The 14,253-nt window shown below is 72.8% G+C and carries 13 protein-coding genes; 10 read left to right on the top strand and 3 right to left on the bottom strand.

Features of this window, described 5'->3' with window-relative positions; genetic code table 11:
* The first annotated feature begins 219 nt into the window (after positions 1–219).
* Positions 220–858, top strand: coding sequence for a response regulator transcription factor (locus OHS18_RS47410; RefSeq protein ID WP_328615256.1), 639 nt, complete (start codon positions 220–222; stop codon positions 856–858).
* On the opposite strand, the gene OHS18_RS47415 is transcribed toward OHS18_RS47410, so the two are convergent.
* A complete protein-coding gene (locus tag OHS18_RS47415; RefSeq protein ID WP_328615257.1) occupies positions 855–1,844 on the bottom strand; it encodes an Acg family FMN-binding oxidoreductase in 990 nt (329 codons plus the stop codon). The genes OHS18_RS47410 and OHS18_RS47415 overlap by 4 nt on opposite strands.
* A gap of 176 nt (positions 1,845–2,020) precedes the next feature.
* Here OHS18_RS47415 and OHS18_RS47420 point away from each other — a divergent pair, with 176 nt between their 5' ends.
* A complete protein-coding gene (locus tag OHS18_RS47420; RefSeq protein WP_328618698.1) occupies positions 2,021–3,709 on the top strand; it encodes a GAF domain-containing protein in 1,689 nt (562 codons plus the stop codon).
* 5 nt (positions 3,710–3,714) lie between these two features.
* On the opposite strand, the gene OHS18_RS47425 is transcribed toward OHS18_RS47420, so the two are convergent.
* Positions 3,715–3,969 carry a dsRBD fold-containing protein gene (locus OHS18_RS47425; protein WP_328615258.1) on the bottom strand — a complete coding sequence of 85 codons (255 nt, stop codon included), beginning with the start codon at positions 3,967–3,969 and terminating at the stop codon, positions 3,715–3,717.
* A gap of 190 nt (positions 3,970–4,159) precedes the next feature.
* On the opposite strand from OHS18_RS47425, the gene OHS18_RS47430 reads away from it, so the two are divergent.
* The 7 genes from OHS18_RS47430 to OHS18_RS47460 all read left to right on the top strand — a co-directional run bounded on the left by OHS18_RS47430 (position 4,160) and on the right by OHS18_RS47460 (position 13,044).
* Positions 4,160–4,567: an Hsp20/alpha crystallin family protein gene (locus OHS18_RS47430; RefSeq protein WP_328615259.1), complete on the top strand. Its 408-nt coding sequence runs from the start codon at positions 4,160–4,162 to the stop codon at positions 4,565–4,567.
* Positions 4,568–4,636: 69 nt separating this feature from the next.
* Positions 4,637–7,267 (top strand): GNAT family N-acetyltransferase, encoded by a 2,631-nt coding sequence (locus OHS18_RS47435; protein ID WP_328615260.1) that lies wholly within the window; start codon positions 4,637–4,639, stop codon positions 7,265–7,267.
* A gap of 17 nt (positions 7,268–7,284) precedes the next feature.
* Positions 7,285–8,370, top strand: a complete 1,086-nt coding sequence (locus OHS18_RS47440) for an acetate/propionate family kinase (RefSeq protein WP_328615261.1) — start codon at positions 7,285–7,287, stop codon at positions 8,368–8,370.
* A gap of 3 nt (positions 8,371–8,373) precedes the next feature.
* Positions 8,374–8,757: a hypothetical protein gene (locus OHS18_RS47445; RefSeq protein ID WP_328615262.1), complete on the top strand. Its 384-nt coding sequence runs from the start codon at positions 8,374–8,376 to the stop codon at positions 8,755–8,757.
* Positions 8,754–9,482: a hypothetical protein gene (locus OHS18_RS47450; RefSeq protein WP_328615263.1), complete on the top strand. Its 729-nt coding sequence runs from the start codon at positions 8,754–8,756 to the stop codon at positions 9,480–9,482. Before OHS18_RS47445 ends, OHS18_RS47450 begins: the two co-directional genes overlap by 4 nt.
* A gap of 2 nt (positions 9,483–9,484) precedes the next feature.
* A complete protein-coding gene (locus OHS18_RS47455) occupies positions 9,485–12,157 on the top strand; it encodes a cation-translocating P-type ATPase (RefSeq protein ID WP_328615264.1) in 2,673 nt (890 codons plus the stop codon).
* 167 nt (positions 12,158–12,324) lie between these two features.
* Positions 12,325–13,044, top strand: coding sequence for a G1 family glutamic endopeptidase (locus OHS18_RS47460; RefSeq protein ID WP_328615265.1), 720 nt, complete (start codon positions 12,325–12,327; stop codon positions 13,042–13,044).
* A gap of 98 nt (positions 13,045–13,142) precedes the next feature.
* Here OHS18_RS47460 and OHS18_RS47465 read toward each other — a convergent pair whose 3' ends face one another.
* Complete coding sequence (locus tag OHS18_RS47465; RefSeq protein ID WP_328457807.1) at positions 13,143–13,598, bottom strand: universal stress protein; 456 nt, start codon at positions 13,596–13,598, stop codon at positions 13,143–13,145.
* 170 nt (positions 13,599–13,768) lie between these two features.
* Between OHS18_RS47465 and OHS18_RS47470 the strand changes: the two genes are divergently transcribed.
* Positions 13,769–14,245: a hypothetical protein gene (locus tag OHS18_RS47470; RefSeq protein WP_328615266.1), complete on the top strand. Its 477-nt coding sequence runs from the start codon at positions 13,769–13,771 to the stop codon at positions 14,243–14,245.
* Positions 14,246–14,253: the final 8 nt, after the last annotated feature.

Consider the following 14,253-nt stretch of genomic DNA (forward strand, 5'->3'; position numbering starts at 1 on the left):
CGGATTCTCCTGCTCGCTGGTTCTTGCCGACCGGGGCAGCATCCGTTCCGCGGGCCCTCCGGCGAGAGGGTCCTTGGTCACTTCCTCGACGGCCCCCGGTCCCCTCCGGGCCGGAACGTGACCTCCGGCCGGGAGCCGGGGACTTTGGTCACCACCACCGGAGGCCTTGTGGTCGTAGGCTGATCCCCGTCGTGCTTTCGCTGTCACAGGAGGTCGGAGATGCTCCGCGTGTTTCTCGTCGACGACCACGAGGTCGTCCGTCGTGGAGTCGCCGACATGCTGGACGAGGACGAGGAGCTGACGGTGATCGGCCAGGCCGGCAGCGTCTCGCAGGCCCTCGCCCGGATTCCGGCCCTCAACCCCGATGTCGCCGTGCTCGACGTGCGGCTGCCCGACGGCAACGGCATCGAGCTGGCCCGCGAGCTGCGCTCGAAGCTGCCGGAGCTCAAGATCCTGATGCTGACGTCCTACACCGACGAGCAGGCGATGCTCGACGCGGTGATGGCCGGCGCGAGCGGGTTCGTCATCAAGGACATCAAGGGCATGGACCTGGTCTCGGCCGTGAAGGACGTCGGCGCGGGCAAGTCCCTGCTCGACGCGCACGCGGCGGCCGCCCTGATGGGGAAGCTGCGCGACAGCCAGGCCAAGAAGGGCCCGCTGTCGGACCTGACGGACCAGGAGCGCAAGCTTCTCGAGCTGATCGGCGAGGGCCTGACCAACCGGCAGATCTCCGAGCGGATGTTCCTGGCCGAGAAGACCGTCAAGAACTACGTCTCGCGCCTGCTGACCAAGCTGGGCATGGAGCGGCGCACCCAGGCCGCTGTCCTCGCCACGGAGCTTCGCCAGCAGGGGAACTAAGCGCTCAGGCGATCCGGCTCCAGCAAGACGTCGTCCAGCGACCGGCGCGGCGTCCACGGCACTGGCGCGCCGTGCCCGAGGCGCAGCACGATCTGCGGCCACAGCCCGCCGCCGAGCAGCGTGCGCAGTTCCGCCCGCGCCGCGGGGACCTCGACCGGCTGCGAGATGAACGACGCGTCGAAGCCCGCTGCCGTCGCCGTGAGAAGGACGCGTTGCATCGCTTGACCCGCGCGGATCCGGTCGGCCTTCCGGTCGTCGAACGAACCGATGACCACGACGACGGGCTCGGAGTCGTCGACCCGGCCGCGCCGGCTTGAGCCGAAGTCGCGCAGGATCCAGCCGCCGTCCGCCGAGGGCATCGCGCCGGCGGCGTACTCGGGGACGCCGTCGCGGCTGTCCCGGGAGCGCGCGGTCCAGTGCCGCCACTCGGCGAGGAACGCGGGGTCCGACACCTGGGCCTGGTGGCCCTTGTGCACCAGTTCACGAAGCTGCTCGAGCTGCGTCGGGTCCAGCCGGGGCAGCCAGGCCTGCTCGACCTCGGCGGCGTGGCGCAGCTCGGCGACCACCGCGTCCGGGATGACGGCCGCGTCGAACGGGGTGCGGTTGGTGTGGCGGCGGGGGATGGCGTCGGCCAGCCGGACGAGCCGCTGGTCCGGCTTGCGGGCCGAAAACGGCCGGACCACGGCGAGCAGGGTCGGGTCGTCCCGCCGGGGCAGCAACGTCGTGGCCGGGTGCGCGCCCAGCGCGTGGATCGCCGTGCGCAGGTTGAACAGCGCGGCGCCGCACGAGAGCAGCAGCTCCCGCCGGTCGGCGTCGGCCACCGGCAGCGCGCGGTCCGGATCGGCGTGCAGCTCGAGGCCCGCCGGTGTGCAGCGGAACCGCCACGGCTGGGTGTTGTGCGTCGACGGCGCGAGCACCGCCGCGCCGAGCACGGACTTCACCTGATCGGGGTCGAGCAGGCCGACCGAGGTGATGGGTGGTGTCATGTTTCCCCCTGGCGCCGCAGCGCGGCACACTGTGGTCCTGGAATGCTTCGAATGACGATCTCTCGCTCGGCAAAGCCGCCGAAAGGGGAGAAAGTCACCAGGAGCGAGGCCGGAAAGGGCGGTGTGGTGTGTCCGTGGACGAGGCCGGGCAGCACCGTGAGGACGGCCCGAGGCGGATGGCGGGGACGCTCTCCGGCCTGCGGCTGCGGGAGGTACTGCGTGACCTGCAGGACCGGATCGAGCTGCTGATCGGCACCCGCGACAAGATGGACGGCCTGCTCGACGCGGTGCTGGCCGTCGCGTCCGGGCTGGAGCTGGACGCGACGCTGCGGCGCATCGTGCAGGCCGCGATCGAGCTCGGCGAGGCCAAGTACGGCGCGCTCGGTGTGCTCGCCGAAGACGGGTCCCTGTCGGAGTTCATCTACCTCGGCATCGACGACGAAGCCCGCCGCCTGATCGGTCACCTGCCGGAGGGCCACGGCGTCCTCGGCGTGGTCATCGACGAGGCGAAACCGTTGCGGCTGGAGGAGATTTCGGCCCACCCGGCGTCGGTCGGGTTCCCCGCTCATCACCCGCCGATGCACTCGTTCCTCGGGGTGCCGGTCCGGGTGCGCGACGAGGTGTTCGGCCGGCTGTACCTGACCGAGAAGAAGAACGGCGAGCCGTTCACCGACGACGACGAGGTCGTCGTGCAGGCGCTGGCCGCCGCGGCCGGCATCGCCATCGAGAACGCGCACCTCTACGAGCAGGCGCGGGTGCGGCAGCAGTGGCTGGCCGCGACCAGCGAGGTGACGACCGAGCTGCTGGGCGGCACGGACCCGGCCGAGGCGCTCAACATCATCGCGAGCCGCGCGCTCGAGCTGACCGGCTCCGACGTCACCATGCTGGCCCTGCCGAACTCCGGACGCCTCGACGTCGACGAGGACTGGGGCGACGACGTCGACGACCTCACCGTCACCGTCTGCGCCGGGGCCCGGGCGGCCGAGCTGTCGGGCCTGCACATCGCCCTCGACGGCAGCGTGCCCGGCGCGGTCTACCGGGACCGGACGCCCCGCAGCGTGCCGGAGCTGGCCCTGCGGGAGTTCGGCTTCGGGCCGGCCCTGGTGGTGCCGCTGCGCGCCGGCGACCGCACGACCGGCGTGCTCATCACCGTCCGGGAACCCGGCGCGGGGTCGTTCGAGTCGGCCCAGCTGTCGGTCGTGGCCTCTTTCGCCGACCAGGCCGCGCTGGCCCTGCAGCTGGCGGCGCAGCAGCGGGCCGCCCGTGAGCTGGACGTGCTCGGCGACCGCGACCGGATCGCCCGCGACCTGCACGACCACGTCATCCAGCGGCTGTTCGCGGTCGGCCTGTCGATGCAGAGCACCCAGCGGCGGACGAAGTCGCCGGAGCTGCAGAAGCGGCTCGGGGACAGCATCCAGCAGATGCACGAGATCGTGCAGGAGATCCGGACGGCCATCTTCGACCTGCACGGCGGCGCGGCGGGGGAGACCCGGCTGCGGCACCGCCTGCACGACGCGATCGCCGAGCTCACCGACGACGCGCCGGTGCACCCGACGATCAGCATGTCCGGCCCGATCGACACGGTGCCCACCCAGCTGGCCGAGCACGTCGAGGCTGTGGTGCGCGAAGCGGTCAGCAACGCGGTCCGGCACGCGGAGGCCTCGACGCTGTCGGTGTCGGTCGCGGTCAAGGACGAACAGCTGCGCATCGTCGTGGTCGACGACGGCAAGGGGATCCCCGCCGACGTCTCGCCGAGCGGGCTCGGCAACCTGGGCGAACGCGCGGAGGCGGTGAGCGGCCGGTTCGCCCTCGAGCCCGGTCCCGGGGGCGGTGTGAAGCTGGAGTGGTCCGCGCCGCTGCGCTGAGCGGCTCAGGTACGCCACCTGCCGCCGGCCTCGGCTTCCAGTTCGGTGGTCGCCGCCTCGACCAGCTCCTCCGTGAGGTCCGACATGGCGCGGCCCAGCGCGAGGTAGCCCGCGATCCGCGCGGGTCCGCTCCGGTGGGCGAGGCCGACGCCGGAGAACTCGTGCCCTTCCGGGGTGCGCAGCACGATCTGCGCCCGGGTCCGGTCCGGCCCGTGCTCGACCGCGACGTCGAGGCTCCAGGTTTCCGCAGGCTGGTCCATGTCTCCTCCGCTCCTCCCCGGTCCGCCGACGGTGACAGCGCCGCCGGATGGCGCACAGGGGCTTAGGTCCCCCGGGCGGGCTTCGGTGACGAAGGTCCTCGCGGTTCGGGTAGTCCGGCCGCGTCGCCGAACCCACCGGCCGCGGTCTCCTTGTGGTGCGGCGCCCGTCGCCGCGGGAAGGAGAAACACGATGACTGCCTTGGTGCCGGGTTCACGCCTGGCGTTGCCGAGCATCGCGGCGTGGCTGGACAACCCCTGGCCGTTCGCCGAGCACAACCCCATGCGGATCGAGGAGTCCACAGAGGACGGAAAGTACCTCGTCCGCGCGGAGCTGCCCGGCTTCGACCCGGAGAAGCACATCTCCGTGACGACGCACAACGGTCTGCTGACCATCGCCGCCGAGCGGGAGGCGAAGGAGATCGCGGAGGGCCGCAGCGAGTTCTACTACGGCACCTTCAGCCGCACGGTCAGCCTGCCGGCCGGGGCCGACCCGGCGAAGGTCAAGGCCGCCTACACCGACGGCATCCTCGAGATCTCGATGCCGGTCTCGGACCACCCGCGTGACAAGCACGTGAAGATCCAGGTCACCAAGGACTAGGTGACCATCCCACGGTGGGCGCGGCCCCTTGGCCGGTCGCGCCCACCTTCAGGTGTGCAAGGAGAAACGATGAGCGTGGAGGCGGGCTCCCGGGCCCTGCTCGCCGACGGTGACGTGGTGCTCGTGCGCCCGTTGCACCCGGCCGACACCGCCGAGGTGCTGAGCCTGCACACCCGGCTCACCCAGCAGGACACCTACTTCCGGTTCTTCGGCGCCCGTCCGTCCATGGTGGACAAACTCGCCGCGGACATGACCGCCGAAACCGACCCCGGCCACTACGCCGTGGGCTGTTACCTGCGCGGCGAGCTCGTCGGCGTGGCGAACTACGAACAGCTGAGCGACACCGCCGACGCCGAAGTCGCGCTGGTCGTCGATGCCTCTTTGCGCACCCAGGGCGTCGCGACCCTGCTGATGGAACACCTCGTCTCCCACGCCCGGAAAACCGGCTTGAAGCGCTTCGTCGCCGAGGTGCTCGCCGAGAACTCCAAGGTGCTCCACGTCTTCGCCGACCTCGGCCTGCGGTTCGAGGCGAGCGTCGGCGGCCCCGAGCGCGACGTCGTGATGGTCCTCGAGGAGGACGCCGCCTATCTGGACGCCGTCCTGAAGCGCGACTCCGTCTCCGACGCGGCCAGCCTGGCCCACGTCCTCAAGCCGTCCTCGATCGCTGTGATCGGCGCGGGACGGCGGCCCGGTTCGGTCGGGCACGCGGTCCTGGCCAACCTGGTCGCGTCCGGCTACCCGGGCCCGGTCGAGGTGGTGAACCCGCACGCCGAGGAGATCCTCGGCGTGCCGGCCGTGGCGACTGTCGCGGACTTGGGCCGTACTCCCGAACTCGCCGTGGTCTGCCTGCCCGCGCCCGCCGCCGCGGACGCCGTCGAAGCGTGCGGGAAGCGCGGCGTCCGGGCGATCGTCATCATCTCCTCGGGGCTGACCGGTACCGAGGCCGGGACCCGGGTGCACGCGGCGGTGCGCGAGTACGGCATGCGACTGGTGGGCCCGAACTGCCTGGGGGTCGTCTCCACGGACCCGGACCGGCCCTTCGACCTGACCTTCCTGGGCACGACCGTGCGTCCCGGCAACATCGGCGTGGTGACCCAGTCCGGCGGCGTGGGGATCGCGCTCGCGGAATCCCTCGGCGATCTCGGCCTCGGCATGTCGAGCCTGGTCTCGACCGGCGACAAGTACGACGTCAGCGGCAACGACCTGCTGATGTGGTGGACGGCCGACCGCCGGACCGAAATCGCCGTGCTCTACCTCGAATCGTTCGGCAACCCCCGCAAGTTCAGCCGCGTGGCGCGGCAGCTCGCCCGCACGCGTCCGGTGCTCGCCGTCCGGTCGGGCAGCGGCGACACCGCGCAGCGCGCCGCCGCCTCGCACACCGCCGCCGCGGCGACGCCCGCCGTCACCCGGGACGCGCTGTTCGAGCAGGCCGGGATCATCGCCGTCGACACCGTCGCCGAGCTGGTCGACGTCATCGCCGGGCTGTCCTGGCAGCTGCTGCCGGGCGGCCCGCGGGTGGCCGTGGTCAGCAACGCCGGCGGCGCCGGGGTGCTGGCCGCGGACGCCTGCGAGCGCGAAGGCCTGGTGATGGCGGAGCTGTCCGACGACACCAGGGAGCGCCTCACGAAGTTGCTGCCGCGCGAAGCCGCCGTGCGGAACCCGGTCGACACGACCGCGGCCGTTCCCGCGGAGGTGTTCGCCGACGCCCTGCGCGCCGTGCTCGCCGACGACGGCGTCGACGCCGTGCTCGCGGCGACCGTGCCCACCGCGGTCGGTGACCCGGGCACCGCCCTCGCCACCGTGGTACCGCCCGAGTACAAGACGGTCTTCGCGGTGCGCCCCGGGCAGCGCGCCCGTGTCGCCCCGCTGGTGCCCGGCACCGGCGTGACCGCGTGTTACGACGACCCGGCCGCGGCCGCCGCCGTGCTGGCCCGGCTCGTCCGCTACGAACGGTGGCTGAACCGGCCCGAAACCGACGATTCCCTTGCGCCGCTGGAAGATCTCGACGCGCTACGAGTGTTCGCCACCGGGCGGGAAGGCTGGTTGTCGCCCGCGGACGCGGTCGAATTGCTTCGCCTGGCCGGCATCCCGATGGTGGAGACCACCTACGTCGAAGCGGGCGACTCGATGGACGCCGCGGCCGCCGACCCGGGCACCCCGGTCGTGCTGAAGGCCGACGCCGACGGGCTGCTGCACAAGTCCGCGGGCGGGGGCGTGCTGCTGGACGTGCGCGGCGCCGACCGCATCCTCGACGCGTTCCGCACCTTCCGGGCCCGCTTCGGCTCCGCCCTGCGCGGGGTCACCGTCCAGCCGATGGCCGAGCCCGGCCGCGAGGTGCTGCTCGGCGTGCGGTCGGACCCGGTGTTCGGGCCGCTGGTCGTGTTCGGCCTCGGCGGTGTCGACACCGACCTGATCGCCGACCACGCCGCCCGCCTCGCCCCGCTCACCGGCGCCGACGCCGATCAGCTGCTCGACGGCCTGCGCGCGTCGAAGGCGCTCTGGTCGGGGCAGCTCGACCGCGCGGCCGTGCGGGAGCTGCTGCTGAAGGTCAGCCGGCTCGCCGAGCTGGTGCCCGAGCTCAGCGAGCTGGACCTCAACCCGGTGCGGGTCCGAGCCGATGGCTGCGTGGCGCTCGACGTCCGTGCCCGGTTCGAACGGCCCGTCGCCACCGACCCGTTCCTGCGTCACTTGCGGGACTGAAGCACCGGAGGAAAGCCGTGCGTGTGCTGACCCTGAACCCGGGTTCGTCGAGCATGAAGGTCTCGCTGATCGCCGACGGCGTCGCCGTCGGCTGGACCGCCTGGGACCTGGCCGACCCCGGCGCGGTCGCCCAGGCGATCCGCCGGTGGTCCGACGTGGACGTCGTCGCGGTCCGCTTCGTGCACGGCGGATCGCAGAAGGTCCCGGCCGTGGTCGACGACGCGCTGCTCGCGAACCTCGAACGGCTCACGTCCCTCGCGCCCAACCACCAGCCGCTGTCGCTGGAGGTGACGCGGGAGGTGCGCCGGCTGCTGCCGGACATCCCGGTGGTGGCCTGCTTCGACACGGCGTTCCACGCCGGCATGCCCGAAGCCGCGTCGCGGTATCCGCTGCCGCGGGCGTGGACCGTGCAGAAACGCTTGCGCCGCTACGGTTTCCACGGCCTGTCGTGCCAGTACGCCTTGCACCGCACCGCCGAGCTGCTCGGCCGGGCGCCCGACGAGCTGCAGCTGGTCTGCGCGCACGTCGGGGCCGGGGTGTCGGTGACGGCGATCCGCGACGGCCACGGCGTCGACACCAGCATGGGCTTCACACCGCTGGAGGGCGCCATGATGGCGACCCGGTCCGGCTCGGTCGACCCGGGCCTGCTGCTGCACGTGATGCAGACCGCGCCGATGAGCCCGGCCGAGATGGCCGACGCCCTGTTCCACCGCTCCGGACTGGCCGGGATGAGCGGCACCAACGGCGACCTGCGCAGCGTGCTGGCCGCGGCGGCCCACGGGAAACGCGACGCCGAAGTCGCCCTGGACGTCTACCGGCACCGGCTCCGCCGCGAGATCGGCGCCGCCGCGACGAGCCTGTCGAGGCTGGACGCCGTGGTGTTCACCGGCGGCGTCGCCGAGTACCAGCCGGAGGTGATCACGTCGGTCCTCGACGGGCTGGGTGTGCTCGGGCTGCGCGCCGGCGGCGTCCCGCACACCGACGTCGACCGGATCGTCACCGCGGCGGACTCGCCGGTGCCCGCCCTGATCGTCCGGCCCCGGGAAGACCTCGAACTCGCGAGTGGCGCCGAAGAAGCGCTCGCCCGACTGGCCGTGAGGTGAGCCATGCACGTCCTCCTGACCGAAGCTTCGTTCGGAGACGCCGATTTCCTCGTCCAGCCCCTGCGCGACACCGGCTGCCTGGTCAGCCGGTGCCACAGCCGCGCCGGGCTCTGCCGGGCCCTCGCGCCGGGCTGCAGCTGCCCGCTCGACGAGTCCTTCGCCCAGCCGGACATGGTCGTCGACGTCCGCGGCCGGGGCCCGGAGCTGACCGCTCGCGAGTACGGTGTGGTCTGCGCGATCCGTGACCACGTGCCGATCGCGCTGGTCTCGCCGGACCCCGACGTGAAGGCGGAGATCCCGGACGGGCTCGAAAACCGGGTCACCGTGATCGACGTCGAGGGGTTGCTCGCCACCTGCCGGGCCGCCTCGAGACACGTCGGCCGATGACCTCCGTGGGGTTCCGCTGGGAACGGTCGTCGAGAGCCGTGCTCGCCGACGCGCTGATGCGGCTGGGCCCGAACCGCTGCGTCGCCGAGGTCCGGCCGGACGCGGTCCTGCTGACCGAGCCGCCCGCCCGGCGCGAGCGGGCGGGGACGGCCGCCCTCCTCGAATGCGGTGCGGCCCTGTCGACGATCTGGACCGTCCTGCGGGTGCTGGGCCTCGAGCCGGAGGTGTCCTTCCCGCAAGACCCGGACCGGCCCGACGTCGCGGCCGTCGTCCGGGTCGGTGACGCGCACAGCGCGTCGGACAGCGAATGGGCGCGGTACGACGCGCTGCGCAAGCTCGGTGAGCCCGGCCACGGCGTGAAGCTGCAGCCGGTCAGCCTCGCCGTCCTGGGCACGCTGGCCGCGGACGACTTCTGGCCGGACACGGCCGTGCGGATCGTCCGCCCGGACTGGGCGCCGACGCTCGCGCACCTCGGCGCCGACGTCACCGGGCACTCGTCGTTGCTGGTCACCACGCCCGGCGACAACCGCCGGCACCACATCCTGGCCGGCGCCGCACTGCACTCGACCCGGCTCGCCGCGGCCACCCGCGGTTTCTCCTCCCGGGTGCTGCCGATCTGGGCGCCCGCGGAGCGGGCCCGGTACGCCGCGGAGGCGTTGCTGCCCGGCGTCCCGCAAGCCGTGCTCCTGGCCGGCCTCGCCACCCCGAAGCGAAGGAACTCCTGACGATGACCATGCACCTGCGAGCGAAGCCCGAGGCCGACGCGGCGCCGGAGGTCGACGCGCGCGAGCCCGTCGCCCTGCTGCTGCGGGACCTGCGCACGGGCGTCACCGGCCTGAGCGCCCGCGAAGCCGCTCGCCGTCTCCAGGTGAGCGGTCCCAACGCGCTGCCGTCCCACCGCGGGGCAACCTGGCCGCTGGCCCTGCTGCGGCAGCTGATCCACCCGCTCGCGCTGCTGCTGTGGGTCGCGGCCGGGCTCGCCTGGTTCGCCGGGACGACCAACCTCGCGATCGCCATCGTCGGCGTCATCCTGCTCAACGGCGTGCTGGCGTTCGTCCAGAAGCAGCAGGCGGAGAAGGCCGTCGAAGCGCTCGGCCGCTACCTGCCCGACCGTGCCTCGGTGCTGCGCGACAGCAGCGTCTGGCACGTGCCCGCGACCGAGATCGTCCCCGGGGACGTCCTGGTCCTGGCCGAGGGCGACCGTGTCCCGGCCGACGCCCGGCTGGTGGAGGGCACCCTCGACGTCGACGCCTCGATGCTGACGGGGGAGTCGGCGCCGGTGACGCGGATGGCCGACGTCCCCGACGACGCTTCCCGGCCACTCGAGTCACCCGTGCTCGTGTTCAGCGGCACGGTGTGCGTCGCCGGCGCCGCGCACGCGGTCGTGCACGCCACCGGGCGGCACACCGAGATCGGCCGGATCGCGTCGCTGTCGGCCCGGGTGGGCCGGGAGGAGAGCCCGCTGGAGCGGCAGGTGCGGCGCGTCGCGTGGCTGATCGCCGGGGTCGCCGTCGTGGTCGGCATCGGGTTCCTGCCGCTGGGCTGGCTCGCCGGGCTGTCGTGGTCGGCCGCGTTCGTGTTCGCGATCGGCCTGCTCGTGGCGAACGTCCCCGAGGGGCTGCTGCCGACGATCACCCTGGCGCTGGCCGCCGGGGTGCGGTCGATGGCCAAGGAAGGCGCGCTCGTCAAGCGGCTCTCGGCGGTCGAGACGCTGGGCTCGACGACGGTGATCTGCACCGACAAGACCGGGACCCTGACCCGCAACGCGATGCACGTCGAGGAGGTCCGGGACGGGCTGGGCTCTCCCGCGGACGACGCGCGTGTGCTGGCCGCGTCGCTCGCCCGGTGCAGCACCGCGGATCTCTCTTCGGAGAGCGGCGATCCGACCGAGCTGGCGTTGCTGGGCTACGCGGCCGGCCACGGCGCCGCGCTCGACCCTCCCGCCCGGGAGGCCGGACGGAGAACCCTGTACTCGTTCGACCCCCGGCTCAAACGGATGTCCACTGTGGACTCCGTCGGTGGATCCCTGTTCGTGGCCACCAAGGGCGCGCCCGAACAGGTCCTACCGCGGTGCGAGTCGGTGCTGGACGTGTCCGGCGCCGAGGTCCCGCTGACGCCCGCGCTGCGGGAGCGGCTCGTCGAGCGCGTCGACGAGATGGCGGGCCGGGCCCTGCGGGTGCTGGCTGTCGCCCGCCGCGGCGTGTCCGCGGTGCCCGGGAGCCGCGAGGAAGCCGAGTCGGATCTGTGCCTGCTGGGTCTGGTGGGGCTCGTCGACCCGCCGCGTCCCGAGGTCGCCGCCGCCGTCGCGAACTGCCATTCGGCGGGGATCACCGTCCACGTCGTGACCGGCGACAACGGCCGGACCGCGGCGGAGATCGCCCGCCGCGTCGGGATCGGCGCCGACCGCGTGATCAGCGGCGACGAGCTGGCCCGGATGCCGGAACCGGCCCTCGACGAGGCGCTCAAAGCCGGCGGCGAGATCGTGTTCGCCCGCGCGGCACCGGAGGACAAGCTGCGCATCGCCGACGCGCTGCGCGACTGCGGCGAGGTCGTGGCGATGACCGGCGACGGCGTCAACGACGCGCCGGCCCTGCGCCGGGCCGACATCGGCGTGGCGATGGGCGTCGGCGGCACGGACGTCGCGAAGGAAGCGGCGACCGTGGTGCTCACCGACGACAACTTCGCGACGATCGTCGCCGGCGTGCGCGAGGGGCGGCGGGTCTTCGACAACGTCCGCAAGTTCGTGCTCTACATCTTCGCGCACGCGGTGCCGGAAGTGCTGCCGTTCCTGCTGTTCGCGGTGTCCGGCGGGATGATCCCGCTGCCGCTGACGGTGCTGCAGATCCTGGCCATCGACCTCGGCACGGAGACGCTGCCGGCGCTGGCGCTGGGCCGCGAACCGGCGGAGCCCGGCCTGATGGCCCGCGGCCCGCGTCGCCGGTCGGAGGGCGTGGTCACGGGCCGGATGCTGCTGCGCGCGTGGGGGATCATGGGCCTGCTGTCGGGGATCCTGGTGCTGGGCGCGTTCTTCGCGGTGCTGTACGCGGCGGGCTGGCACGCGGGCGCGGACGTCACGGCGGGAGCGCCCTTGCACCACGCCTACCTCCAGGCGACGACGGCGAGCTTCGCGGCGATCGTGTTCTGCCAGATCGGTACGGCGTTCGCGTCCCGCACCGAGCGCGTCTCGCTGCGAGCGGTGGGCTTGACGACAAACCGTCTGCTGCTGGGGGGAATCGCGTTCGAGCTGGTCTTCGCGGCGGCATTGATCTACTTGCCGCCGCTGCAGGACATGTTCGGCACGGCCGCGTTGCCGGCCAGGGTGATCGCGCTGATGCTGCCGATGCCGGTGTTGGTGTGGGGCGCGGACGAACTGTTCCGCCGGGCCACCCGCCGGGGCTGAAACGCAGGACGCCGGGGCCGGGGCGTGAGTGTTCAGGAGGTTTCCAGGGCCGGCGACGTCCCGGTCGGCGGTGACGGCGGCACTGTCGACGGATTGTCGACGGCCGGTATCACGATGGTCCCGTCACCAGAGCCGCCGAGAGGCGGGAACCAGGGGGAGACGGTCCGATGTCCAGCAAAGTCCTGCGTGCTTTCGCGGCCGTGGCGGTCGCCGCGGCCGGTGTCGCGTTCGCCGTGGCTCCGGCCGCCGGAGGTGTCGCGAACGCCACCTTCGCGCACGCCCACAACGCGTCCACGTCCACGAACTGGTCCGGGTACGCGCTCACCGGGACCTACACCGCCATGACCGGGCACTGGACCGTGCCGACGGTCTCCGGTTCCGGAAACCACTACTCGTCGCAGTGGGTCGGCATCGACGGGTTCGCCAATGCGAACCTGCTGCAAACCGGTACCGCGGCCTACGTCGAGAACGGCCGGGCGACCTACCACGCTTGGTGGGAGATCCTCCCGGCCGCCGAATCCCGGCTTCCGCTGACGATCCACGGCGGCGACGCGATGACCGCCACGCTGACCAAGAGCCACACCAGCACCGCCTGGCGCATCACGCTCACCGACGACACCACCGGCGAAGCCTTCCGCGGCGCCCTCGACTACGCCGGCCCGGACGCGTCGGTGGAGTGGATCGAGGAAACGCCCACGGTCAACGGTGCCGTGGGCCCGCCGCCGCCGTTCACGACGTTCAGCTTCACCGGCGCCACGGCCAACGGCGCCAACCCCGGCCTCACCGCGAACGACAAGATCACGCTGGTGCAGAACGGCGTCGCCTACTCGACGCCCTCCGATCCCTCCGGCGGCAACTCGTTCTCGGTCTCCTACACCGGGCCGTGACACGCCGGCCCGCAGCCAGTGATGTGGTCCGGTTGTCGAGGTGACCGGACCACATCCGCCCTGACCCTCTTGAACACCCACGACCGGCCCCGGCGGACTCAGACCGAGGCGAGACGGTTCGCCGCCTCCGGGGTGATGACCACCACCGGGCAGCGGGAAAACCTGACGCACTCCCGTCCGACGCTCCCCAGCACCAGGTCCGACACCGCGCCGCCGCGGTGGGTGCCCAGCACCACCAGGTCGGCGTCCGCGGACGCCGTCACCAGTTCCGTCGCCGGGTCGCCGTGGACCGTGCGGGTCTCCACCGTGGCCTCGGACGTCACACCCAGGCCGGCGACGTGGTCCTCCAGGGAGAAGTCGCGCGACGGGACGCGGCCGTGCGGCTGGATCGTGAACGACGCTCCCGGCAGCAGCGCGTCGCGGGGGCGGACGAGGATCGCGCGGACGACGTCGCCGGCGTGCGCGCCCACCTCCAGGGCCCACCTCAGGGCCGCGTCGCCGCGGGGCGAGGCGTCCGTGCCGACGACGAGGACACGACCTGTGGGCGCAACCATGGCTTCCTTCTTTCTCTTGAACGTTCCCCCGATCGTGCGACCGACGGCCGGGCATCGGTAGGGGACGAATTCCGCCGGAGCAAGGGACTTTGTGCTCCGGTGCCACGTCCGGGGACGCGGCGACCATGACTGGAGCGGAGCGCCCGACTCCGCGCCCGGGAGTGACCGCGATGACCGCCACAGCACCGGCAGCACTGACGTCCGAGCAGATCGGCGCGCTCGCCCACGCCGTGAGCCGCGCGCCTTCGGTGCACAACAGCCAGCCGTGGCAGCTGCTCGTCCACGGGACCGAGGTGGATCTGCTCGAGCGCCGGGACGTCGCGCTGCGCCGGCACGATCCGTTCGGCCGGGACCGGCTGCTGTCCTGCGGCGCCGCGCTCACCAACCTCGCGGTCTCCGCGCGGGACTTCGCGCTGTATCACGCGATCGGCCGCCGCCGCAGTCACCGGCACGCCTTCTTCCCCGGCCGCGTGCCGCCGGCGTCCGCGCCGCGCTGGTCGCGGCCGGGGAGACGACCGGGTGCACGTGGTGGCGCCCGCGCACCTGGCCAAGCTCGCCGGGCTGCTCGGCTTCGGCCACCCGCGTGCTCCGCGAAGACCGCGGCTACCAGCGGGAGCCGGCGGTGTGGACGGCTCACACGAGCGTGACCGGCGAC

It is taken from the genome of Amycolatopsis sp. NBC_00355 (genome assembly GCF_036104975.1).
Taxonomy (GTDB): domain Bacteria; phylum Actinomycetota; class Actinomycetes; order Mycobacteriales; family Pseudonocardiaceae; genus Amycolatopsis.